Annotated in this window: 23 protein-coding genes; 15 read left to right on the forward strand and 8 right to left on the reverse strand. The window is 68.3% G+C overall.

Annotation, left to right across the window (positions count from 1 at the left end; translation table 11 throughout):
- Positions 1-4: 4 nt before the first annotated feature.
- Positions 5-862, reverse strand: a complete 858-nt coding sequence (locus KB221_14455) for an undecaprenyl-diphosphate phosphatase (GenBank protein WIY69257.1) — start codon at positions 860-862, stop codon at positions 5-7.
- Between the two features lie 25 nt (positions 863-887).
- Positions 888-1,835, reverse strand: coding sequence for a citrate/2-methylcitrate synthase (locus KB221_14460; protein WIY69258.1), 948 nt, complete (start codon positions 1,833-1,835; stop codon positions 888-890).
- 372 nt (positions 1,836-2,207) lie between these two features.
- Between KB221_14460 and KB221_14465 the strand changes: the two genes are divergently transcribed.
- The 3 genes from KB221_14465 (at position 2,208) to queG (ending at position 4,981) form a co-directional block, all read left to right on the forward strand.
- Positions 2,208-3,158 (forward strand): cation diffusion facilitator family transporter, encoded by a 951-nt coding sequence (locus KB221_14465; protein WIY69259.1) that lies wholly within the window; start codon positions 2,208-2,210, stop codon positions 3,156-3,158.
- Between the two features lie 64 nt (positions 3,159-3,222).
- Positions 3,223-3,909, forward strand: coding sequence for a glutathione S-transferase family protein (locus tag KB221_14470; GenBank protein WIY70943.1), 687 nt, complete (start codon positions 3,223-3,225; stop codon positions 3,907-3,909).
- Positions 3,910-3,943: 34 nt separating this feature from the next.
- Entirely contained in the window at positions 3,944-4,981 is a 1,038-nt protein-coding gene (gene queG / locus KB221_14475; protein ID WIY69260.1) for a tRNA epoxyqueuosine(34) reductase QueG, read from the forward strand.
- A 6-nt stretch (positions 4,982-4,987) separates the two neighbouring features.
- Here the strand turns inward: queG and KB221_14480 are convergent, their stop codons facing one another.
- Positions 4,988-5,491 carry an FKBP-type peptidyl-prolyl cis-trans isomerase gene (locus KB221_14480; protein ID WIY69261.1) on the reverse strand — a complete coding sequence of 168 codons (504 nt, stop codon included), beginning with the start codon at positions 5,489-5,491 and terminating at the stop codon, positions 4,988-4,990.
- Between the two features lie 19 nt (positions 5,492-5,510).
- Complete coding sequence (locus KB221_14485) at positions 5,511-6,713, reverse strand: threonine ammonia-lyase (protein ID WIY69262.1); 1,203 nt, start codon at positions 6,711-6,713, stop codon at positions 5,511-5,513.
- A 140-nt stretch (positions 6,714-6,853) separates the two neighbouring features.
- Here KB221_14485 and KB221_14490 point away from each other — a divergent pair, with 140 nt between their 5' ends.
- The 4 genes from KB221_14490 (at position 6,854) to KB221_14505 (ending at position 9,284) form a co-directional block, all read left to right on the forward strand.
- Complete coding sequence (locus tag KB221_14490) at positions 6,854-7,351, forward strand: hypothetical protein (GenBank protein WIY69263.1); 498 nt, start codon at positions 6,854-6,856, stop codon at positions 7,349-7,351.
- 65 nt (positions 7,352-7,416) lie between these two features.
- Positions 7,417-8,067 carry a BA14K family protein gene (locus KB221_14495; GenBank protein ID WIY69264.1) on the forward strand — a complete coding sequence of 217 codons (651 nt, stop codon included), beginning with the start codon at positions 7,417-7,419 and terminating at the stop codon, positions 8,065-8,067.
- A gap of 176 nt (positions 8,068-8,243) precedes the next feature.
- Complete coding sequence (locus KB221_14500; GenBank protein ID WIY69265.1) at positions 8,244-8,441, forward strand: hypothetical protein; 198 nt, start codon at positions 8,244-8,246, stop codon at positions 8,439-8,441.
- A 165-nt stretch (positions 8,442-8,606) separates the two neighbouring features.
- Complete coding sequence (locus tag KB221_14505) at positions 8,607-9,284, forward strand: hypothetical protein (protein WIY69266.1); 678 nt, start codon at positions 8,607-8,609, stop codon at positions 9,282-9,284.
- On the opposite strand, the gene KB221_14510 is transcribed toward KB221_14505, so the two are convergent.
- From KB221_14510 to rplU, 3 genes are all read right to left on the reverse strand, one after another.
- Positions 9,285-9,818 (reverse strand): GNAT family N-acetyltransferase, encoded by a 534-nt coding sequence (locus tag KB221_14510; protein ID WIY69267.1) that lies wholly within the window; start codon positions 9,816-9,818, stop codon positions 9,285-9,287.
- A 166-nt stretch (positions 9,819-9,984) separates the two neighbouring features.
- Positions 9,985-10,263: a 50S ribosomal protein L27 gene (gene rpmA / locus KB221_14515; GenBank protein WIY69268.1), complete on the reverse strand. Its 279-nt coding sequence runs from the start codon at positions 10,261-10,263 to the stop codon at positions 9,985-9,987.
- Between the two features lie 27 nt (positions 10,264-10,290).
- Positions 10,291-10,821: a 50S ribosomal protein L21 gene (gene rplU, locus KB221_14520; GenBank protein WIY69269.1), complete on the reverse strand. Its 531-nt coding sequence runs from the start codon at positions 10,819-10,821 to the stop codon at positions 10,291-10,293.
- A 191-nt stretch (positions 10,822-11,012) separates the two neighbouring features.
- On the opposite strand from rplU, the gene KB221_14525 reads away from it, so the two are divergent.
- The 8 genes from KB221_14525 to KB221_14560 all read left to right on the forward strand — a co-directional run bounded on the left by KB221_14525 (position 11,013) and on the right by KB221_14560 (position 20,385).
- Positions 11,013-11,672: a hypothetical protein gene (locus KB221_14525; GenBank protein ID WIY69270.1), complete on the forward strand. Its 660-nt coding sequence runs from the start codon at positions 11,013-11,015 to the stop codon at positions 11,670-11,672.
- Between the two features lie 10 nt (positions 11,673-11,682).
- Entirely contained in the window at positions 11,683-12,657 is a 975-nt protein-coding gene (locus KB221_14530) for a cation diffusion facilitator family transporter (GenBank protein WIY69271.1), read from the forward strand.
- A gap of 227 nt (positions 12,658-12,884) precedes the next feature.
- Positions 12,885-13,973, forward strand: a complete 1,089-nt coding sequence (locus tag KB221_14535) for a GTP-binding protein (protein ID WIY69272.1) — start codon at positions 12,885-12,887, stop codon at positions 13,971-13,973.
- A complete protein-coding gene (locus tag KB221_14540) occupies positions 13,970-14,938 on the forward strand; it encodes a WD40 repeat domain-containing protein (protein WIY69273.1) in 969 nt (322 codons plus the stop codon). The genes KB221_14535 and KB221_14540 overlap by 4 nt, the downstream gene beginning before the upstream one ends.
- A 47-nt stretch (positions 14,939-14,985) precedes the next feature.
- Complete coding sequence (locus tag KB221_14545; protein ID WIY69274.1) at positions 14,986-15,717, forward strand: carbonic anhydrase; 732 nt, start codon at positions 14,986-14,988, stop codon at positions 15,715-15,717.
- Positions 15,718-15,720: 3 nt separating this feature from the next.
- Complete coding sequence (mtgA, locus tag KB221_14550) at positions 15,721-16,434, forward strand: monofunctional biosynthetic peptidoglycan transglycosylase (GenBank protein ID WIY69275.1); 714 nt, start codon at positions 15,721-15,723, stop codon at positions 16,432-16,434.
- Between the two features lie 85 nt (positions 16,435-16,519).
- Positions 16,520-18,388, forward strand: coding sequence for a M2 family metallopeptidase (locus tag KB221_14555; protein ID WIY69276.1), 1,869 nt, complete (start codon positions 16,520-16,522; stop codon positions 18,386-18,388).
- A gap of 83 nt (positions 18,389-18,471) precedes the next feature.
- Positions 18,472-20,385 (forward strand): ubiquitin-activating E1 FCCH domain-containing protein, encoded by a 1,914-nt coding sequence (locus KB221_14560; GenBank protein ID WIY69277.1) that lies wholly within the window; start codon positions 18,472-18,474, stop codon positions 20,383-20,385.
- A gap of 48 nt (positions 20,386-20,433) precedes the next feature.
- Here the strand turns inward: KB221_14560 and KB221_14565 are convergent, their stop codons facing one another.
- Positions 20,434-21,345, reverse strand: coding sequence for a 2-oxoglutarate and iron-dependent oxygenase domain-containing protein (locus KB221_14565; protein ID WIY70944.1), 912 nt, complete (start codon positions 21,343-21,345; stop codon positions 20,434-20,436).
- Positions 21,346-21,363 lie beyond the last annotated feature (18 nt).

Here is a 21,363-nt window from a genome sequence, read left to right on the forward strand (position 1 = left end):
GGCCTCAGCCGAGCCAGATCGCCAGCAGGCCGACGGTCCCGACAAGGATGCGCCAGGCCGAGAACGGCGCGAAGCCGTAACGGCCGACGAAATCGACGAGGAAGCGGACCACGAACAGGCCGCTGATGAAGGACACCACAAAGCCGATCGCGATCAGGCTCGCGACGTCATTGGTGATCAGCTCGCGGCTCTCCCAGAAATCCAGGCCGAACGCGCCGACCATGGTCGGAATGGCGAGGAAGAACGAGAACTCGGCCGCCGCCTTCTTGTCGACGCCCAGGAGCAGGCCGCCGACGATCGTCGCACCGCTCCGGGACACGCCCGGGATGATCGACAGGCACTGCCACAGGCCGATCCCCAGCGCCGTCTTCCAAGACAGCTTCATGGCGTCTTCGGCGATCTCACGCTGTTCGAGGGTCTCGACGCCGTCCCGAACCACGCGCCGCAGGCCCATGGTACCGGCGTCAGACCAGCGCTCCAGCACGATCAGGGCGATGCCGCCTACGATCAGGGTGACGCAGACGATGGTGGTGTCGAACAGCACGTCCTTGATGAAGTCGTGGAACAGCAGCCCCAGCACCGCAGAGGGGAAGAAGGCCAACAGTACGGAGATGGCGAACCGCCGGGCCGCGGGATCCTTGCCCGGCAGGCCCAGCAACACCTTCCACAGCCGGGCGAAATAGACAGCCACGACCGCCAGGATGGCGCCCAGCTGGATCATCACGATGAAGGTGTCCCAGGGCGTGTTGGACAGGCCGAGGGCTTCCTTGGCCAGCAGCAGGTGGCCTGTGGAGGAGACCGGAATGAACTCGGTCAGCCCTTCGACCAGCCCGAGAATGATCGCTGCAATCCAGTCGGCCACGCACGCACCCCATGACTAAGGGCCGTCAATGCGCGCCCGGTTCAGGTCCCACATAGCGCAGCCGCGCCCGGATAGGCGAGCCATTCGTCGACTGATCCAGCGCATGACCCAGCAGTCCGGCCAGACGGCCCAGCAGCAGCAGGTCGCCCGCGGCGTCGCGCGGCAGCTCCAGCCGCCGGGCAACGAGCGCCAGCGCCAGGCTGAAATTCGCCGGCCGCCCGGTCGCCGCCTCGCCTTCCTGCAAGGCCCGGGAAAGGTCCGCCGGCAGGTCCGCCGCACCCATCAGGGCCGCCGCTCGCGGATCGCCCGCCGGATAGTCCGCGCTGCCGAAGCCCGCCAGGCCGCTCGCGCCATGAGCCCTGCGCGCCGCGTCCGTGGCCTGTCGGCGGACCGCCACGACCCAGTCCGAGGCCCGCGTCAGCTCGGCCATCATCCCGGACCCGGTCAGGGTCAGCAGCCCGGCGAAGGCCGCCGCCGCCGGGGCCGCACCCCCGTCCGCGGCCGCCCGCGTGGCCAGCACCGCCGCATTCATCTCATTGTCCGCCGAAAGCACCAGGGCACGGCGTATCAGGTGGGCGTCGCGGTCGGGTGTCTTCCAGGATCGCGCCAGTCGTTGGTGCAGGAACAGGCGCGGGCCCGATCCGGCGGCGGCATCCACTGCCTCGTCCAGAACCCGCGCGCACTCCAGCCGCAGGGATTCGACCGTGCGCGCCTTGGGGTCGGCATCCTCCTCGGCCCGCCGGGCGAGGGCTGTGAACAGCCGGGCCCGGATGGATCCACCCGGAACGGCACCGACGCGGGGGCGAATCTCGGCGAATGGATTGACCGACCGGGCGTCCCACAGGCGGCGGGCGACGTCTTCCAGCGTCGCCGTCTCGGACAGCTGGGCGGCATCCAGTCCGCGGTAGAAGAGCCGTCCGCCCGCGATCACGGACAGGGACGACGAAACCTCGGCCTCGCCCCGGCTGGCCACGCGCGGGATACGGCGCTGGGCGGCCGTCTCGTCGTCATCGACCGTCTCGCCGCTCAGCCGGGCGATATCCTGAACGGCATAGAGGCTGCGGCGCGGGTCGGACGGGTCCGGACGGGCGGCAATGCGGCCGCGGCTGACATAGGCGTAGAGGGTCTGGGTCTTGACCCCCAGTCGGGCCAGGGCCTCGCCACGTCCGATCCAGCGGACGGCTTCCGGGGTGGGGTCTGCAGGTTCCAGGTCGCAACCTCCGCAGGGAGCAGCAGGCTCCTGCCCCCATCGGGCGCGTACCTTGGGGCGCTTTCATGACGATCCCGCTAACGGACGGATCGGACTGGCCTTGGCAGGGAGCGGGCTTTCCGCGACAAGGCGTCAATGACGTCCGCTGCCGCCGCCACCGATATCCACGCCGACGGCCATGCCGCGACCCGCGCCGTGACCCGACTGTCGGTCGGGGTCGCGGTGGTGCTGATCGCGCTCAAGGCCTTTGCCCTCGGTGCCTCCGGCTCGGTATCGATCCTCGCCTCGCTGGCGGATTCGGCGCTCGATCTGGTGGCGTCGCTGGGCGTCTTCTTCGCTGTGCGCTGGGCAGCTTTGCCGGCCGACGAGGACCACCGTTACGGTCACGGCAAGGGCGAGGCCCTGGCGGCGCTCGTCCAGGCCGGTCTCGTCTTCGCCTCGGCCCTGTTCATCGGCTGGGAAGCCGTTCAGCGCATCTTCGACCCCCGGCCCGTCGCCTCGGGCTACTGGGGCGTGGTGGTCATCCTGATCTCGATCGCCCTGACCGGCTGGCTGGTCTGGATGCAGGGCCGCGCCATGGCCCGGAGCGGTTCCCTCGCCGTCGCAGCCGATCGCGCCCATTACGCCGGCGACCTGGCGGCCAATGGCGTCGTCCTGATCGGGGTGATTTCAGGGAGCTTCCTGGCCGCCCCGGGACTGGACGCCGCGGCCGGCCTGATCGTCGCGGTCTGGCTGTTCTGGGGCGCGGTGGGGGTGCTGAAGGCCGCCGCCGACCACCTGGTCGACAAGGCCGTGCCCGACGCCGAGCGCGTGGCGATCACGACCGCCGTCCTCGCCGATCCGCGCATTTCCGGCGTGCACCAGCTTCGCACCCGCATGGCCGGCAATTCGATGATGATCCAGATGCACGTCGACCTCGATCCGGCCCTGACCCTAGACGCCGCCCACGCCATCGTCGTGGAGGCCGAAAACCGGCTGCTGGCGGCCTTCCCCCGCGCCGACATCCTGATCCACCCCGACCCCCGTGGCCGCGCCGAAGCCCACGGCGGCGCGTTCGGGGAAACGGCACAGCCCGACCTCGGCTAGCGGCCCGGCAGGCCAGGCAAGACAGCTAACGCGGGATTAACGCCCGCTGGTGCATGCAACGGCCATGTCGGACTATGTCCTCTACCATTTCGCCTTCGATCCCGGCTCGCGTGCCGTGCGGCTGGCGCTGGGCGAAGCGCGACTGGAGTTCTCCGAGACCCCCGTCCGTCCCTGGGAGGACGGCTGCCCGGTCGCGACGCTCAACCCGTCGGGCATGCCGCCCGTCCTCCAGGTCACCGAAGGCGGCGGACGGCCGCTGACCCTCTGTGAACCGGCCGCCATTCTCGGCTGGCTGGAAGAGCGGACCAAGGAGCCCTTCCTGCTGCCCGCCGACCCGGCAGAGCGGGCCGAGGTGCGTCGTCTGCTGGCCTGGTTCGACCGGCGCTTCACCGACGAGGTCAACGCCGTCCTGCTCCACGAGCGGATGGAAAAGCCCCTGCTCCGTCTCGGCCCGCCCGAAGCCCGCGCCCTGCGGGCCGGACGCGAGTCGCTGAAGTCCCATCTGGTGATGATGGAAGGCCTGCTGGCCGAACGCGACGCCCTGGCCGGTCGCCGCATCAGCCAGGCCGACTTCGTTGCCGCTGCCCACCTGTCGGTGCTGGACTATTTCGGCGAGGTCTCCTGGGCGGCGTATCCGGGCCTCAAGACCTGGTACATGAAGCTCAAGTCGCGACCCTGCTTCCGCCCGCTGCTGGCCGATCGCTTCCCCGGCGTGCAGGCCTCCGCCTGGTACGCAGATCTGGATTTCTGATTTCGCCGGAAGGAGCGTTGTGGGAGAGAAGGCCATGCTGGCCGACCCCCGCGACACCATCCGTCAGAGCGCCGCGGCCCTCGGCTTCGACGTGTGCCGCTTCGCCTCGGCCTCGGAGCCATGGAGCGCCGGCGAACGGCTGGCGCATTTCGTCGAGGCCGGGCGGCACGGCGAGATGGGCTGGATGGAGACGACGCTTGAGCGCCGCGCCCATCCCACGGCCATGTGGGACGGGGCCCGGACCGCGGTGGTTCTCGGACTCAACTACGGCCCCGAACACGATCCCCTGCCTGAAATGGAAGACCGCTCGGCCGGCTACATCTCGGTCTATGCGCGCGGCGACGACTATCATGAGGTCATCAAGGGCCGGCTGAAGACGCTGGCGGGCCAGATCGCCGCCCGCACCGGCGAGGACGTCAAGGTGTTCGTGGACACCGCCCCGCTGATGGAAAAGCCGCTGGCCCAGCGCGCCGGCCTGGGCTGGCAGGGCAAGCACACCAATCTGCTCAGCCGCACCCACGGCAACTGGCTGTTCCTCGGCGTCATCCTCAGCGCCAAGGAATTCGAGCCCGACCCGCCCGAGGGTGAGCATTGCGGCACCTGCACCGCCTGCCTCGACGTCTGCCCGACCCGGGCCTTTCCGGCTCCGTTCCAGCTCGATGCGCGCCGTTGCCTGTCCTATCTGACCATCGAGTTCGCCGGGCCATGGCCCGAGGAATTCCGCACGGCGACGGGCAGCCGCATCTATGGCTGCGACGACTGTCTGGCCGTCTGTCCCTGGAACAAGTTCGCGGCGGCCTCGCAGGAGGCGCGGGTGCAGGCGCGTGAAGCCCTGGTCTCGCCCCGGCTCGCCGACCTCGTCGCCCTGGACGACGCCGCCTTCCGCGCCCTGTTCTCGAAGAGCCCGGTCAAACGGATCGGCCGCAACCGGTTCATCCGCAACGTCCTGTACGCCATCGGCAACAGCGGCGATGCCGGGCTGCTCCCGTCCGCCGAACGGCTGCTGGGCGACCCGGACGCCGTGGTGCGCGACGCCGCGGAATGGGCGGTGGAACGGCTGAGGAGAGCGTAGGCTGCCCTAACCCTGCGCCACGGCCCCGCCGCGCTCGCCGCCCGGGGCCCGCGCGATGTCCAGCAGCTTCAGCCGGAACACCATCACGGCATTCGGCGGAATGCCCGGCCGGCCCTCTTCGCCATAGCCCAGCGCGGGCGGCAGATAGACCACCCACTCATCCCCGACCCGCATCTGCTGCAGGATCTCGGTCCAGCCGGGCACCACATCGCTGACGGTGAACACGGCCGGCTGGCCGGCCTGGAAGGAGCTGTCGAACACCGTCCCGTCGGTCAGGGTGCCCTCATAGTCGACGCGGACCAGATCGTTGCGGTCCGGATGCTCGCCGCCCGGCGGGCCCGAGCGCACCACCTTGTACTGGACGCCTGACGGCAGGGTCTGCACGCCCTCGACGCGGGCGTTGGAGGTCAGGAAGAACTCGGCCGCGCGCAGGTTCTGCGCCGCCGTCTCGTCGGGCGCCGCCGGTGCGCGATCGCAGGCGGCCAGCGGCCCGGCGAGGACCGCAATCATCGCCAGCGCCGATGCGCCTCTAGCCCATCCGTAAGTCATATCCCGCCTCTTCCAGTCCAAGTCTGATTTCGTTGGCGTGCGCCTCGCCGCGGGTCTCGACCATGATGTCGAACTCCGCGCCCTTGGCCGGCACGTCCAGCGCCAGCCGGTTGTGCACCACGTCGATGATATTGCCGCCCAGTCCGCCGATCACGGCGCTCATCTTGGACAGCATGCCGGGCCGGTCGTCGCCCAGAATCCGGTACACGATCATCTTCTTCTCGCGCACCAGCTCGCGGTTCAACACCACGGCCAGCATGCGGGCGTCGATGTTGCCGCCGCACAGCACCAGCCCGACCTTCATCCCCCTGAACCTGTCCGGATACGCCAGCAGGGCGGCGAGACCGCCCGCGCCGGCGCCCTCGGCCACCGTCTTTTCGAGCGTGGCGTAGTAGGACACGGCGGTTTCGAAGTCGGCTTCCTGGCAGACGAGGATGTCCTCGATCAGCGGGTCGGCGATGGCGAAGGGGATGTCGCCCACGGCCTTGATGGCGATGCCTTCGGCGATGGTCTGGCCACCGCATTTCGGCGTCTCGCCCCGACGTTTTGCGCTGAACGACGGATACATGGCCGCCTCGACGCCGAAGATCCGGATGTCCGGCTTCATCGCCTTCGCCGCCACCGAACAGCCGGCGATCAGGCCGCCGCCGCCGATGGGGATGATCAGGGCGTCCAGATCCGGCGCATCTTCAAGAAACTCTACCGCGCAGACGCCCTGCCCCGTGACGATCCCCTCGTCATCGAAGGCCGAGACGAAGACGAAGCCCTTCTCATCGCGCAGCCGGTGGGCCTCTTCGGTCGAGCCGCTGAAGTCGAGCCCCTTGATGACCACCGTGGCACCGTGCGCCCGGGTGCCGTCGGCCTTCACGAAGGGTGTGCCCTCGGGCATCACAATCGTCACCGGCACGCCCAGCCGGGCACCGTGATAGGCGAGGGCCTGGGCATGGTTGCCGGCGCTGGCCGCGACCACGCCGCGTTTGCGCTCGTCCGGCGTCAGTTGCAGCAGCCGGTTCAGCGCGCCGCGCTCCTTGAAACTGCCGGTGAAATGCAGGTTGTCGAACTTGACCCAGACCTCGGCCCCGGTGAGCTGCGACAGCCGCCGCGAATAGCGCACCGGCGTGCGGTCGACCTGGCCGGCGATGCGGTCGCGGGCTGCCAGAATGTCGTCAAATGTGACTGTCATGGACGCTCCCTATACCCGGTCTGCGCCGGGTTGATGCGCGCTTTTGGCCCACGGCCCGACGCGCCGCAACCTTGACCTTATGCCGGCGTTGAGCGTCTGATCGGGACGTTCGACCCGCACCCCTGACGGAGAGAGCCTGCATGTCCGCCCGCCACCTGATCGCCGTCGTCGCCGTGGCCGCCTCCTTGGCCGCCTGCGAAACCGTCCCCATGGGCGACCCGCGCCCCACGTCCGCCGCCTTCAGCGCCGAAGACTTCGCCTGGTCGGCGGGGACGGGCCGCGGCTCGATCGACGGGCGCGTCGCCTTCAGCCGCGAAGGCCAGACCTTCGCCTGTACCGGCTCGGTCGCCCTGACGCCCGACACCCCCTACACCCGCGCCCGGTTCCAGACCCTGTACGGCTCGATCGACCGTGCGGCCATTCCGGAGGCCGTGGTGCGCGCCCGCACCGTCGAGAACCCCAGCGCCGACTATCGCTCCTTCGTCCGCTCGGCCACCTGCCAGAACGGCCGGTTCGAATTTTCGGGACTTCCGGACGGGGAGTGGTTCATCATCGCCCCGGTCAGCGCCGGTGGCGACCGCATCGTTCTCATGCGGCACATCGGAACCCGCGGCGGGCGCGTGTCCGTCACCCTGTAAGCGTTTCGCCTGCCTGTACCCGTTGTCTTTGGGGCCGCGTATCTGGCCGCTTCGGAGAGTTAACCATGTTCCGTCTCGCCCTGATCGCCGCCGCCGGCCTGAGCCTGTCCGCGCTTCCCGCCGCCGCCCAGTCGTGGAGCGGAACCTATGATGCCGGCTACCGGACCGGCGACGGCTACAGCTCGTATGACGCCGGCTATGGCGAACGGCCTTACCAGGGCGGGTATGAGCCGCGGTCGTACAACGACGGCTACCGGGCGCGCCGCTCCAACGCCGTGCCGTCGAATTTCGACTGGCGCAGCCAGCTGGACCGGCCGGGTGATTTCCGCTGCGACCAGTTCTGGGACGCCAACCGCGACGACTGCGGTGACCGCTGGCGCGACCAGCGCCGCCAGGCCAGTCCGCAGGCCCGCCGCGACTATCGCGAACTGGCCGGTTACGACCGCGACGGTTATGGCCACGGACGGTACGGCTCCGGCTATCGTCGCGGCTACGGCTCGGCCAACAACTATGGCCACGCCCAGGGCTCGACGACCTATCACGGGGCCTATGGCCGTCCCGACCACGTCTATCCGGGCGGCGGCGTCAGCTATGGCGGCGGATACAACGCCGGCTACGGATCGCGCTCCGACTGGTGCCGGGCAACCTACCGCTCCTACGACCCCCGCACCGGCTACTACCGCGCCTACAGCGGCCGGCTGGTCTACTGCGGCTAGGAGCGCGAGGCCCGCGCTCAAGCAGCGAGACGCCGCGCGTCGAGCGATAGCGCCCAACAAACAACGCTCATCCGATCACGGATCAGTGGATAACCGCCGTTCGCCATTGTTTGGCCTTGTCTGACCCGCTTCGGTGCCCGTTACCCGCAAGGGGCGGTGGATCAGGGAGCGCGTACATGTCCCAGCACAATATTTCCGGTTCGGAAGTCTTCGGACCCAAGCCCGGCGTCATGCTGCGGTCGGTCAAGACCAGCGGCCTGCGGCGCCAGCGCGCCGCTCGCACCTGGGCGGCCTTCATCGCCGGCGCGATCGTCGCTGTCGCCGGCGGGGCCATCGCCCTGGCCGCGGTTTTCGGGCCCACCCTCTTCGGCTAGGCAGACCTCGCCCGGTTCCAGCTGACGCCAGGTCCGTCGCGGCCTGCGGATGGACAACGCCGTTCTTCGATGATTGAGTCTTCCGGTGAGCGGGGGCTACATCGAATGATCTCTCTGGAATCTGCGGCTGCGCGCCCGGTGCGCGACAGGGTCTTTTTCACGACCATGGCGGCGGTCATCCTGGTGGTGATCTTCATCGGCTTCGCCCCCAGCTACTATCTGCGCGGCGTCCTGCCGGCCCCCCATCCGTATGAGCCCATCAGCCCTGTGGTCATGCTGCACGGCCTGGTCTTTTCGGCCTGGGTGATCCTGTTCGGCATTCAGGCCAGCCTGGTGGCGACCAACCGGGTCGCCGTGCATCGGCAGCTCGGCAAGGTCGGCATGGTCCTGATCGCGATCATGATTCCCCTGGCGATCCTCACGGCGCTCCAGGGCGTCGACCGGCCATTTTCAAGGCCGCCGGGTATCCCGGGACTGACCTGGCTGGCCGTGCCCCTGCTGGACGTGCCAGTCTTCGGCGGCCTGATCATTGCGGCCCTGGCTTTCCGCAGGACCCCGGCCATCCACAAGCGCCTGATGCTGATCGCCATGATCGACCTGCTGCAGCCCGCGCTCGGACGTATCCCGGACCCCGCGTGGCTGCCGGTGGCGCTCTCGCCCCTTCAGACGCTGGTGTTCCTGCTGCCCCTGTTCGTCTGGGACCTGTTCACCCTGAAACGCATCCACCCCGCGACCCTTGCGGGAAGCGCCGTCCTCGCCGTGGTGATGTTCACGGTGCCGCTGATCTGGACCTCTCCGGGGTGGCTGGCCTTTGCCGGCTGGGCCCACGGACTGATCGGCTGATCAGGCCAGCCACACCATCCGGCGCGTGGCAGCCTCGGCCCCCCGCGCGCGGCTGAAACCCTTGCGGACCTCGCCCGTGTAGAGGAAGCCGGCCTTCTCCAGCACCCGGCCCGACGCCGGATTGTCGCTGAAATGCCCCGCCATCAGGGCGCGGCGCCGCCAGGCCTTCGACGCCCAGGCCGTCGCCCCTTGCAGGGCCTCGGTCGCAAAGCCTCGGCCCCAGAAGGGGCGCGCGATCCAGTAGCCGACCTCGGGTGCGGGATCCGCGTCCTCGAACAGGCCGATGACCCCGACCGGACCGTGGTCCTCGTGTTCGATCAGGAAGGTGCGGGCCCGCGCCGGATCCTGGACCGCCACCGTCAGCACGAAATTCTCGGCGTCCGCGATCCCGTAGGGATGCGGCATGCGCAGCGTCATGCGCGCGATCTCCGGATCATTGGCGAAGGCCGCCAGCCGGGGAATGTCCTGGGCCCCCGGCGAACGCAGGACCAGACGTCGCGTCTCGACGACGGGAGAGGGTTCGATCACGCACATCACGCAGGCCTCGTTCGATCTGCCGCCTCCTTGGAGGGCTCGGGCGGCGTCGAGGCGGGGAAACGCAAACGGGGAGCCTGGTGATCCAGACTCCCCGCGGAAACTTGTCCCTGGTCCGGATCGCGGCTCTCGAGCCTTGCGCGATCCGGGTGTCAGTCGGTCTGCGCTACTCGGCGGCCATGGCCTGTTCGGTGGCCGGAAGAATCGACACGTAACAACGGCCGTTCGCCTTCTTGGTGAACTTCACGGCGCCGTGGGCGGTCGCAAACAGGGTGTGGTCGCGGCCGAGGCCGACGTTGTCGCCCGGGTGGAAGGTGGTGCCGCGCTGGCGCACGAGGATGTTGCCGGCGAGGACGTTCTCGCCGCCGAACTTCTTCACGCCGAGGCGCTTGGAATGAGAGTCGCGACCGTTACGCGACGAACCACCGGATTTCTTGTGAGCCATAGGTCTGCTCCCTGTCTCTAACTGTTCTTACGCTTCGTCGGTGGAGGCGGGCTTGGCCTTGGGCGCAGCCTTCTTGGCCGGAGCCTTCTTGGCGGTGGCTTCAGCCTTCGGAGCGGCGGCGGCCTTGGCGGCCTTGGCCGGCTTGGCTTCGGTCGCCTCGACGCGCGGGGCCAGGCCGCGGGCGCGCAGGTTCATTTCGGCCTTGGTCATCAGCGAGGTTTCGCCGTCCCACTTGGCCTTCTCGCCGGCACCGTCGATGCCGGTGATGCGCAGGACCGATTCCATCTGGCGATGGCCGTTGGTCCGGCGATAGCCCTGACGACGGGTCTTCTTGAAGATCTTGATCTTCTCGCCCTTGCGGGTCTCGACCAGGGTCGCGGCGACCGCGGCACCCGCGATCAGCGGAGCGCCCAGGGTCACGCCCTTTTCGCCGCCCAGCATCAGGACGTCACCGAACGAAACGTTCGAGCCGGCCTCGCCGTCGAGCTTCTCGACCACAATGACGTCGCCCGGTTGAACCCGGTACTGCTTGCCGCCGGTCTTGATCACCGCGTACATGTTGAAGCCTCAGCGAAACGCAAAAAGAATAGCCCGACGGGGGACCCCCTCGGGCGAAGAGCGGCGACATAGACGCAGAGGGGTGTCGGAGTCAACGCGGACGGGCGAAAAAACGGGGGTGGGTTGATCGCGCCGCCGGGACGCTGTGTCGCTCTGGACTGTTATAAGATAACATTCTAAGAGGGCCAACGATGAGCCCCTCCGACCTCCAGCAACCTGTACTGCTGTCCCTGCTGGGCGCGGGCTTCGTCACGGCCTTCCTGCACGCCGCCCTGCCGACCCACTGGCTGCCCTTCGTACTGGTCGGACGCGGCCAGCGCTGGACCCTGCCGCAGGTTCTGACAGCCGTCGCCACGGCCGGCCTTGCCCACATCCTCACCACCGCCGTCGTCGGCGGCCTGATCGTGGCGGCCGGCATCGCCATGGACCAGTGGATCTCCGGCCTGTTGCCCGGCCTCTCCGCCGGCCTCCTGTTCCTCTTCGGCGCCTTCTATCTCGGCAAGGCCCTGCTGCGCCCGGCGATCATGGCCGGCGGGCCGTCGCTGGCCCTGTCCGAGCCGACCGTCTCGCACACCGCCGCCTTCTGGGGCCTGGTCGCGATGATGGCGATCTCGCCCGGCGAGGTGCTGCTGCCCATCTATCTGTCGCAGGCGACGCAAGGGCCCCTGGTGCTGGCCGCCCTGACCCTGGCCTTCGCCGCCGGCACCGTGCTGGGCATGACCCTGTTCACCGTCCTGGCCCGCGCGGGCTGGTCGGTCCTGCGGCTGGAGCGCTGGGCCCGCTATGAAGGCGTCATCCTCGGACTCGCCCTGATCCTGATCGGCCTTCTCGTCTTCCTGCGCCAGCACTAAGGATAGCGGCATGGCGCACGCTCACGGCTCCCACGATCACGACCACAGCCACGCGCACGCCCACGCCCACGATCATGGGCACGACCATGGGCACGCCCACGGTCCCGGCGGTCACCACCACGGCCCGGTCGACACCGGCGACTGGCGCTACGCCGTCGGCCTGATCGTCAATCTCGCCTTCGTCGGCATCGAGTTCGGGGCGGGTATCTTCAGCGGCTCCACCGCCCTGATGGCGGATGCGGGGCACAATCTGTCAGACGTCCTGGGTCTGGCCATGGCCGGTGGTGCCGCCTGGCTGGCGCGGCGGGCCAGCGGATCGCAGAACACCTACGGCTACGGCAAGGCCACCGTGCTGGCGGCCCTCGCCAACGCCCTGCTGCTGATCTTCGCCTGCGGGGCCATCGCCTTCGAAGCCGTCCGCCGTCTGGCCGAGCCCGCGCCGGTGATGAGCAGCCTGATCATGGGCGTCGCGGCCATCGGTTTCGTGATCAACCTCGGCACCGCCCTGCTGTTCATGCGCGACCAGCACAGCGATCTGAACGCCCGCGGCGCCTATCTGCACATGATGGCCGATGCCGCCGTCTCGATCGGCGTGGTCATCGCCGGGGCGGTGATCATGGTCTCCGGCTGGTCGATCATCGATCCGCTGGTCAGCATCGTGATCGTCGTCGTCATCCTTCTGGGGACCTGGGGCCTGCTGAAGGACTCGGTCAATCTGGCGCTGGACGCGGCCCCGCGCGGCGTCGACGTCGAAGCGATCCGCGCCGCCTTCCTGTCCCTGCCCGGCGTCACCGCCGTGCATGACCTCCACGTCTGGGGTCTGTCGACCACCGAGACCGCCCTGACCGCCCACCTCTGCCACGACCGCCCCGACGCCGACGCGCTTCTGGTCGAGGCGCAGGCGCTGGCGCGTGGAAAATTCCGCATCGGCCACACCACCCTGCAGCTGGAAGCTGAGCCGCTGGCCGACTGTCCGACCTGCTGATCTTGCTTTCGTCATTCTCCGGCAAGGAGCGAAGCGACGCCGACCGGGGGACCCAGCGGCGCCGAAGGCGACCTGTTCAGGCAGGCTGTCGCAAACAGCGGCGCTCCCGACAGTGTCGCGCTGACGCGCGCCGCTGGGTCCCCCGGTCTCGCTTCGCTCGCCGGAGGATGACGAAAGCGGGAGTAGTCAGCCTTTCGTTGCCGCCTCTCACCCCCTAGATGAGCGCCATGACCGACAAGATCCCCGTCACCGTCCTCACCGGCTACCTCGGCGCCGGCAAGACCACCCTGCTGAACCGCATCCTCACCGAGGACCACGGCAAGCGTTACGCCGTCATCGTCAATGAGTTCGGCGAGATCGGCATCGATAACGACCTCGTCGTCGGTGCCGACGAGGACGTCTTCGAGATGAACAACGGCTGCGTCTGCTGCACCGTGCGCGGCGACCTGATCCGCGTTGTCGCCGGCCTGATGAAGCGCCAGCGTCCCGGCAAGCCCGCGTTCGACGCCATCATCGTCGAGACCACCGGCCTCGCCGACCCCGGCCCGGTGGCCCAGACCTTCTTCGTGGACGAGGACGTCAAGGCCAAGACCCAGCTCGACAGCGTCACCGCCCTGGTCGACGCCAAACACGTCATGGCCCGGCTGGACGACTCGAAGGAGGCGCGCGAACAGGTCGCCTTCGCCGACCGCATCATCCTCAACAAGACCGACCTGGTGACCGAGGCCGAGCTGGTCGAGGTCGAACAGCGCCTGCGCCGTCTGAACCCGCTCGCACCCATCACCCGCGCCGAGCGCGCCAATGTCCCGCTGGACCAGGTGCTGGGCCTCGGTGGCTTCGACCTCGGCCGCATCCTCGACATCAACCCCGAGTTCGCCAATCCCGCCCATGGCGAGGCCGGCCACGTCCACGACGAACACTGCGGCCACGACCACCACGACCATGGGCACGACCACGAGGGTCACCACCACGCCCATGATCACGACCATCACCACGGCGCGCGCGGCCATGCGCACGAGGACGACATCAAGGGCATTTCCCTGTCGCTTGACCGGCCAATGGACGGGACCAAATTCACCGCCTGGCTCGACCGCCTGCTCGGCGAGCAGGGTCAGAACATCCTGCGCGCCAAGGGCATCATTGACGTCAGCGGCGAGGACCGCCGCCTGGTGTTCCAGGCCGTGCACATGATCCTGGAGGGCGATCTCCAGCGTGAATGGGGCGCCACCGAGCGCCGCTGGTCGCGCGCCGTCTTCATCGGCCGCGAGCTGGACGAGGCCGCGCTGAAGGCCGGGTTCGAGGCCTGCGCCGCGTGAAGACGACGTTCGACGCCCAGATTACCGCCATCGTCTTCGACGCCGAAGGCGCGGTCTTCGCACTCGGCGACGGCTCGGTGCGGTTCGAGGACGGGGCGTTCAGCGCCGCCCATGACGGTGCCATCCTGTGCGCCGTCGTCCACCCCTCCGGCGAAGGCGTGATCACGGGCGGCGACGACGGCCGCCTGATCTGGCACCGCCGCGCCGACGCCGGCGTGCTGGCCACCAGCGCCAGGGGCCAGTGGATCGACGCCGTCGACGCCTCGGCCGAAAGCGGCCTGATCGCCTTCTCCGCCGGCAAGACCCTGACCGTTCTGGATGCGAAGGACGCCGGCTTCCGCCGCGACTTCCAGCACGAGCGCACCGTCTCGGGCGTGGCTTTCGAGCCCAAGGGCCGACGGATCGCGGCCTCGACCTATGGCGGCGCCGCCCTGTGGTTCGCCCGCATCGCCGAACAGAAGCCGACCTTCCTCAAATGGGCGGGCTCGCACACCGCCGTGACCTTCTCGCCCGACGGCGCCTTCGTGGTCACCGCCATGCAGGACTCCCAGCTGCACGGCTGGCGCCTGAAGGATCAGAAGAACATGCGGATGGGCGGCTATCCGTCCAAGGTCCGGGCCTTCAGCTTCCTGTCCAACGGCCAGCTGCTGGCCACCTCGGGTGCGCAGGGTGCCGTGCTCTGGCCCTTCGTCGGGGCCAACGGCCCCATGGGTCGCGAGGCCACCGAGATCGGCTTCGACGAGGGCAGCCTCGTCGCCCTTGTCACCTCGCAACCGAAGCATGGACTGCTCGCCGCCGGTCTCAGTGACGGCCGCGTCTGGCTGGCCGATCCTGCGGGCCAGGGGCTGAATTTCCTGAAGGCCGACCGGGGTGCCCCGATCACCGCCCTGGCCATGAGTGCCGACGCCACCCGGGTCGCCTGGGCCGACGAGGACGGCAATGCGGGCGTGGCCGAAGCGGGCTAGCGCTGTCCCGCGGCAAGCGTCACAGTAAGCGGACAGGGGGAAGTACGATGAACGCAACGCTTGAAAGCCTCTCGAGGCGGTCTCTTGTCCAGTGGGCCATTGCGGCACCGGTCGCCGCCCTGGCGGCTCCGGCCCTCGCCGGCACCGATCCTCACGCCGGCCAAGGCGGTCTGACGCCCGATGAGGCGCTGGAGCGACTGCGCCAGGGCAACCAGGCCTTCGCATCGGATCACCCGCTTCCCGTGAGCCTGGATGAAGCGCGCCGGCACGCGCTCGCCACAGGCCAGGCACCCTTCGCCGTGCTGGTGTCCTGTTCGGACAGCCGCGTTCCCCCCGAGATGGTGTTTGGCCGGGGACTGGGCGAGCTGTTCACGGTCCGCGTCGCCGGCAACACGGTAGACACTACGGCCCTGGGGTCGATCGAGTACGCCGTCGAGCATCTGGGTGTGCCGCTTGTCGTGGTCATGGGCCATGAACGCTGCGGTGCCGTCTCGGCGGCCGCCGATGTGGTGCAACGGAACACCCATTTCTCCGGTGCCGTCGGGGCGATGCTGCAACCGATCATCCCCGCCGTCCTCGCGGCCCGGGCGGCCCATCCCGAGGGCGATCTCGTGGATCAGTCCGTGCGCGAAAATGTCCGCCAGGTGATCCAGCACCTGCGCGAAACCGCCTCGTCCGCCTTGCTGGAGCGGCAGGCCCGCGGTGAGCTGCGCATTGTCGGAGCCCGCTACGACCTGGACGACGGCGTCGTCGACTTCTTCGACACCGACGAGGGCTGACACTTGCCCGCGGCGAACGTCCCCGGCCGCCGGAGACGCCGGCCTCTGCTGACCCTGTTCCTGCTGCTGATCCTGCTGGGGGCCGGTAGCGTGGTCATCCAGCGCTGGATCGCTCCGCCGCCCACCTTCCTGATGATCAGCCGTTCGGTCGAGGGCGAGGGCCTGTCCTACCGCTGGCGGTCGCTGGACGACATCTCGCCGAGGCTGGTCCAGGCCGTCATCGCCTCCGAGGACTCGACCTTCTGTTCCCACAACGGCTTCGACATGAAGGCCATCGAACGCGCGCTCAAGGCCAATGCCCGGGCTGAGAAGCGCGGCTCGGGCCGCATCCGTGGCGGTTCGACCATCAGCCAGCAGACCGCCAAGAACGCCTTCCTCTGGCCGGGCCGGGACTGGATCCGCAAGGGGCTGGAGGCCGGCTACACGGTTGCCATCGAGACCGTCTGGGGCAAGCGGCGGATCATGGAGGTCTATCTCAACATCGCCGAATGGGCACCCGGGGTCTATGGTGCCGAGGCCGCCTCACAGCACTGGTTCGGCAAGTCCGCGGATCAGCTGACCGCGCGCGAGGCCGCCCGGCTGGCCGCCATCCTGCCCTCCCCGCGGCGCTACAACGCCGCCTCGCCCGGCCCCTACATCCGCCGCCGCACCCCGCGCATCCAGGCCGCCATGGGCACGGTACGGGAGCAGGGTCTGGCCGCCTGCGTGGCGGGTTGAACGGCGCCGCTTGACGGAGGCCTCCGGCTCGCTTCACCTGCCCGCCCAGCGACGCGGCGTCAGACCGCGCAAGGAGGATCGCCCCATGAAACGCACCCTGATGACGGCCGCCGCCGCCTGTGCCCTGACCCTCGGCATGGCCGGTTGCGCCAGCCTCGGCATGACCGACGAAGCGATGGTGCCTGCCTCGGTCGATGAAGGCGCGGTCACCGCCGCCATCCCGACCGCCGCGGACGCGACCACCTTCGTCGCCACCGCCGAAACCCGCCTCGCCGCCCTCAGCGAGGAGGCCGCCCGCATCCAGTGGACCCGCGCCACCAATATCACCCACGACACCATGTGGCTGGAGAGCCGCGTCAACGCCGAATACACCGAGCTACAGGTCGAACTGGCCAATGGTGCCGCCCGGTTCAACGACGTGGAGGTGCCCGCCGACGTGCGGCGCAAGCTGAACCTTCTGCGCCTCGGCATCGTGCTGCCGGCCCCCAACCGCCCCGGTGCCGCCGGCGAGCTGGCCGAGATCACGACCCGGCTGGACTCGACATACGCCACCGGAAAGTTCGAATACCAGGGCCGTCAGATCACCCTCGAGGAAGCCTCCGCCCTTCTCGCCACGACCCGCGATCCGGCCGAGGCACGCGCCCTGTATGAAGGCTGGCGCACCATCTCGCCGGTCATGGCACCCGACTACGCCCGCATGGTCGCCATCGCCAACGAGGGCGCCGCAGAACTGGGCTTCGCCGATACCGGTGCCATGTGGCGCGCCGGCTACGACATGGAGCCTGACGCCTTCGCCGCCGAGACCGACCGTCTGTGGGAACAGGTCAAACCCTTCTACGAAAACCTGCACTGCTATGTCCGCAGCCGGCTGAACGAGCGCTACGGAGACGCCGTCCAGCCCGACAATGGCCCGATCCGCGCTGACCTGGTGGGCAATATGTGGTCGCAGCAGTGGGGCAATATCTATGACGTCGTGGCTCCGGCCACGGGCGGTGCCTCCAGCTATGACCTGACCGAGCGGCTGGTCGCCTCGGGCTACGACGCCCGCAAGATGGTCGAGACGGGCGAGGGCTTCTACGTCTCCATGGGCCTGGCCGAGCTGCCGGACACCTTCTGGGAACGCAGCCAGATCACCCGCCCCCGCGACCGCGAAGTGGTCTGCCACGCCTCGGCCTGGGACCTCGACAACCTCGAGGACATCCGCATCAAGATGTGCACCGAGGTGAATGGCGAGGACTTCTATACGGTCCACCACGAGCTCGGGCACAACTACTACCAGCGCGCCTACAAGGATCAGCCCTTCCTGTTCAAGAACGGGGCGAACGACGGTTTCCACGAGGCCATCGGCGACTTTGTCGGCCTGTCCGCCCTGACCCCGACCTATCTGAACCAGATCGGCCTGCTGCAGACCACGCCGGGGGCGGAAGAGGACATTCCCTTCCTGCTCAAGATGGCCCTCGACAAGATCGCCTTCCTGCCGTTCGGCCTGATGGTCGACCGCTGGCGCTGGGGCGTGTTCTCGGGCGAGACCAGCCCGGCCGAATACAATGACGCCTGGTCGGCCAACATGCTGCGCTACCAGGGTCTGGTGCCGCCCGGACCCCGCCCGGCGAACGCCTTCGACGCGGGCGCCAAATACCATATCCCGGGCAACACGCCTTACACCCGCTACTTCCTGGCCCACATCTACCAGTTCCAGTTCCACAAGGCGGCCTGCGCACAGGCCGGCTGGACCGGCCCCCTGCACCGCTGCTCCGTCTACGGAAACGCAGAGGTCGGCGCGCGCTTCAACGCCATGATGGAGATGGGCCAGTCCCGCCCATGGCCCGAGGCGATGGAGGCCTTCACCGGCCAGCGCGAGAATGACGCCTCGGCCGTGGCCGACTATTTCGCCCCGCTGAACACCTGGCTGACGGCCCAGAACCGCGGCAAGGACTGCGGCTGGGAAGCCTGACGCGGTCGCCGAACAGCGATCTCGTTAACCCTTGGCGTTGGGCCTTCTCTTAACCGGGTTGGTTCATTTTCGACCGGATGAGCGTGGGCGGATTGCGCCTGCGGCTGATGGCGGACGCGGCGATGGGGCTGAAAACCTGGATTGATGGCATCGGCAAAGGCCTGCGGGCCTTCACGCGCCGCATGGCCGATGATGCGCGCGGCAATGTGGCCATGCTGTTCGGCCTCAGCCTGCCTGTGCTGATCCTGATGACGGTCGGCGGCGTCGATATCCACCGCGCCTCGACCGTCCGGGTGAACCTGCAGGATGCGCTGGACGCCGCCGCCCTCGCCGCCGCCCGATCGCCCTACACCACCAACGCCGAGCTCCAGACTGTGGGCATGGCCTCGCTGCGGGCCAACCTCAAGGCCTATCCAGAGATCACCCTGCGCGAGGCCGACACCAGCTTCGTCCTGAACAGCGACGACGTCGTGATCGCCAACTCCATGGTCGATGTGAAGACCCTGGTCGCCAACATCTTCCTGCCACCCTACGGCAAGTTCATGGACGACTATCTGCCGGTCGGCGCCCATTCGGAGGTCGACCGGTCGTCGCGCAACATCGAGGTTGCCATGGTTCTCGACCTGTCCGGCTCCATGGGCGGGCAGAAGCTTCAGGACCTGAAAGATGCGGCCAAGGATCTCGTCGACCTGATCGTCCAGCCGGTGCAGACCCCCTACTATTCCAAGGTCGCGCTGGTGCCCTGGTCCTATTCGGTCAATCCGGGCAGCTATCTGAACTCGGTGCGCGGTTCCGTCACCGGATCGACCGCCATCACCGGCGCGGTCATCAACCTGACCGGCACCCAGAGGACCATCACGGCGGCGACCAAGGCCCGGCCGGTCGTGATCACCTCGAACGCGCACGGGTTTTCCAACAACGATGTGGTCTGGGTTTCCGGTGTTTCCGGGATGACCCAGCTCAACAACAAGGCCTACCTGGTCAAGAACAAGACCGCCAACACCTTCGAGCTCTATACGCTGGGGGGCAGCCGAGTGGACGGCCGGAGCTACAGCAATCACTCGGGCAGTTCGGGCCGCGTCCAGAAATGCCAGGACAACGACTGCTCCATCACCATCACATCGGCCAATCACGGACTGGCCAACAATGACTACGTCTACATCACCGGCGTGGGAGGCATGACCCAGATCAACGACCAGACCCATCTGGTCGGAAACGCCACGACCAACACCTTCACCATCGATCTGACGGCATCGTCGCTCTCGCCCTACAGCTCTGGCGGCCTGTCCTGGTGCGCCCGACCGGGCTGCACCTACTACGCCTTCGAGAACGAGGACGGGAATCTGGCGACGCACATGATCAGCGACTGCGTCACCGAACGGACCGGCGACGAGGCCTACACCGATGCGGCCCCGACCAGTGGCGCGCGGGTGGGCCGCCACTATCCGAACATGAGCGGCAGCTGCCTGAGCAGCACGATCGAACCGCTGTCCAGCAGCATCAACGGCATCAAGGCGGACATCGACTCCTTCTCGGTCAGCGGATCGACCGCCGGCCAGATCGGCATCGGCTGGGGCTGGTATATGGTTTCCCCGAACTTCGCCTCCCTGTGGCCGTCATCAGGTGCCGCCGCCTACAACACCGCGGAAACCCTGAAGGCCGTGATCATCATGACCGATGGCGAGTTCAACGCTCCCTACTGCAACGGGGTGACGGCGCGGGGCTATAACGCGGCCAGCGCGGCCAGCAACAACTGCGACCCGGACAATGGCGAGCCCTATGGTCAGAGCCGGGCCCTGTGCGACGCGATGAAGGCGCGGGGGATCATGGTCTATACGGTCGGCTTCCAGATTCCCGCCGGCGGCGGGGCGGAGGACCTTCTGGAATACTGCGCCACGACCGCCAGCGGCTTCTACAACGCCGGCAGTGGCGACGAGCTGTCGGAGGCCTTCAATGCCATCGGCCGGGACATCACCCAGCTAAGAATTTCCCGCTAACCCACCACGCTCAAGCAGCCCGCGACCGCGTCGCGGGCGTTAGCGCCGTCAAATGAGCCGGATTTCCTTCAGCCGTTCGGTCAGGAAATCCTCGGCCATGATCGCCTTGCCGGCGTAGCGGTCGGGGTTTTCCGGCGAGACCATGCTGGGCAGGGTCTCGATCACGAAGTCCGGGTTGAAGTGCAGGAAGAAGGGCGTCGAATAGCGGGCGAAGCTGGCCCGATCCGGTGCCGGATTGATCACCCGGTGGCTGGTCGACGGCAGGACATGGTTGGTCAGTCGTTGCAGCATGTCGCCGATATTGACCACCAGCGCGCCCGGCGGCGGTGCGATGTCCAGCCATTCACCGTCGGCGTCCTTGAGCTGCAGGCCGGCCTCCTCGGCGCCCAGCAGCAGGGTGATGACATTGATGTCCTCGTGCGCCCCGGCCCGCACCCCTGAGGCACCCGCAGGCACCGGCGGATAGTGCAGCATCCGCAGGATCGAGTTGCCCATCTCGACCTTGTCCTCGAAATAGTCGTCCCCGAGCTCCAGATAGCGGGCGATGGCACGCAGGATCTTGGCACCGAGCCCGTCCATGGCGGCGAACATGCCGTAGACATGCTCCCGGAAACCCTCGACCTCGGCCGGCCAGACGTTGTCGCGCATGTATTTCCGGTAGGGGTGGCCTTCCGGCAGTTCCCGCCCGACGTGCCAGAATTCCTTCAGATCGACGGTGGCCGCGCCCTTGGCCGCCTCCACGCCGAACGGCGTCAGGCCGCGCGCGCCGCCGGTGCCCGGCTGGTGGTATTGGCGCTTGGTCTCTTCCGGCAGGGCGAAGAAGGTCTTGGTGTCGGCCACGGCGGCATTGATCACCGCCTCATCAAGGCCGTGGTCCGCGATGACCGCGAAGCCGTAGCGTTTGAACGAGGTTCCCAGCTTGTCGGCGAAGGCCTGGAAGTCCGCATCATGCAGCTTCATCGAGACCGGCTCGATCGA

It is taken from the genome of Aquidulcibacter paucihalophilus, from assembly GCA_030285985.1.
GTDB lineage: Bacteria > Pseudomonadota > Alphaproteobacteria > Caulobacterales > Caulobacteraceae > Brevundimonas.

What these genes read in the sequence shown, in the direction of transcription:
- KB221_14465 (WIY69259.1), top strand. Translation starts at nt 2,208, where the DNA reads ATGACGTCCGCTGCCGCCGCCACCGATATCCACGCCGACGGCCATGCC.
- KB221_14470 (WIY70943.1), top strand. Translation starts at nt 3,223, where the DNA reads ATGTCGGACTATGTCCTCTACCATTTCGCCTTCGATCCCGGCTCGCGT.
- queG (WIY69260.1), top strand. Translation starts at nt 3,944, where the DNA reads ATGCTGGCCGACCCCCGCGACACCATCCGTCAGAGCGCCGCGGCCCTC.
- KB221_14480 (WIY69261.1), bottom strand. Translation starts at nt 5,491, where the DNA reads ATGATTGCGGTCCTCGCCGGGCCGCTGGCCGCCTGCGATCGCGCACCG.
- KB221_14485 (WIY69262.1), bottom strand. Translation starts at nt 6,713, where the DNA reads ATGACAGTCACATTTGACGACATTCTGGCAGCCCGCGACCGCATCGCC.
- KB221_14490 (WIY69263.1), top strand. Translation starts at nt 6,854, where the DNA reads ATGTCCGCCCGCCACCTGATCGCCGTCGTCGCCGTGGCCGCCTCCTTG.
- KB221_14495 (WIY69264.1), top strand. Translation starts at nt 7,417, where the DNA reads ATGTTCCGTCTCGCCCTGATCGCCGCCGCCGGCCTGAGCCTGTCCGCG.
- KB221_14500 (WIY69265.1), top strand. Translation starts at nt 8,244, where the DNA reads ATGTCCCAGCACAATATTTCCGGTTCGGAAGTCTTCGGACCCAAGCCC.
- KB221_14505 (WIY69266.1), top strand. Translation starts at nt 8,607, where the DNA reads ATGGCGGCGGTCATCCTGGTGGTGATCTTCATCGGCTTCGCCCCCAGC.
- KB221_14510 (WIY69267.1), bottom strand. Translation starts at nt 9,818, where the DNA reads ATGTGCGTGATCGAACCCTCTCCCGTCGTCGAGACGCGACGTCTGGTC.
- rpmA (WIY69268.1), bottom strand. Translation starts at nt 10,263, where the DNA reads ATGGCTCACAAGAAATCCGGTGGTTCGTCGCGTAACGGTCGCGACTCT.
- rplU (WIY69269.1), bottom strand. Translation starts at nt 10,821, where the DNA reads ATGTACGCGGTGATCAAGACCGGCGGCAAGCAGTACCGGGTTCAACCG.
- KB221_14525 (WIY69270.1), top strand. Translation starts at nt 11,013, where the DNA reads ATGAGCCCCTCCGACCTCCAGCAACCTGTACTGCTGTCCCTGCTGGGC.
- KB221_14530 (WIY69271.1), top strand. Translation starts at nt 11,683, where the DNA reads ATGGCGCACGCTCACGGCTCCCACGATCACGACCACAGCCACGCGCAC.
- KB221_14535 (WIY69272.1), top strand. Translation starts at nt 12,885, where the DNA reads ATGACCGACAAGATCCCCGTCACCGTCCTCACCGGCTACCTCGGCGCC.
- KB221_14545 (WIY69274.1), top strand. Translation starts at nt 14,986, where the DNA reads ATGAACGCAACGCTTGAAAGCCTCTCGAGGCGGTCTCTTGTCCAGTGG.
- KB221_14555 (WIY69276.1), top strand. Translation starts at nt 16,520, where the DNA reads ATGAAACGCACCCTGATGACGGCCGCCGCCGCCTGTGCCCTGACCCTC.
- KB221_14565 (WIY70944.1), bottom strand. Translation starts at nt 21,345, where the DNA reads ATGAAGCTGCATGATGCGGACTTCCAGGCCTTCGCCGACAAGCTGGGA.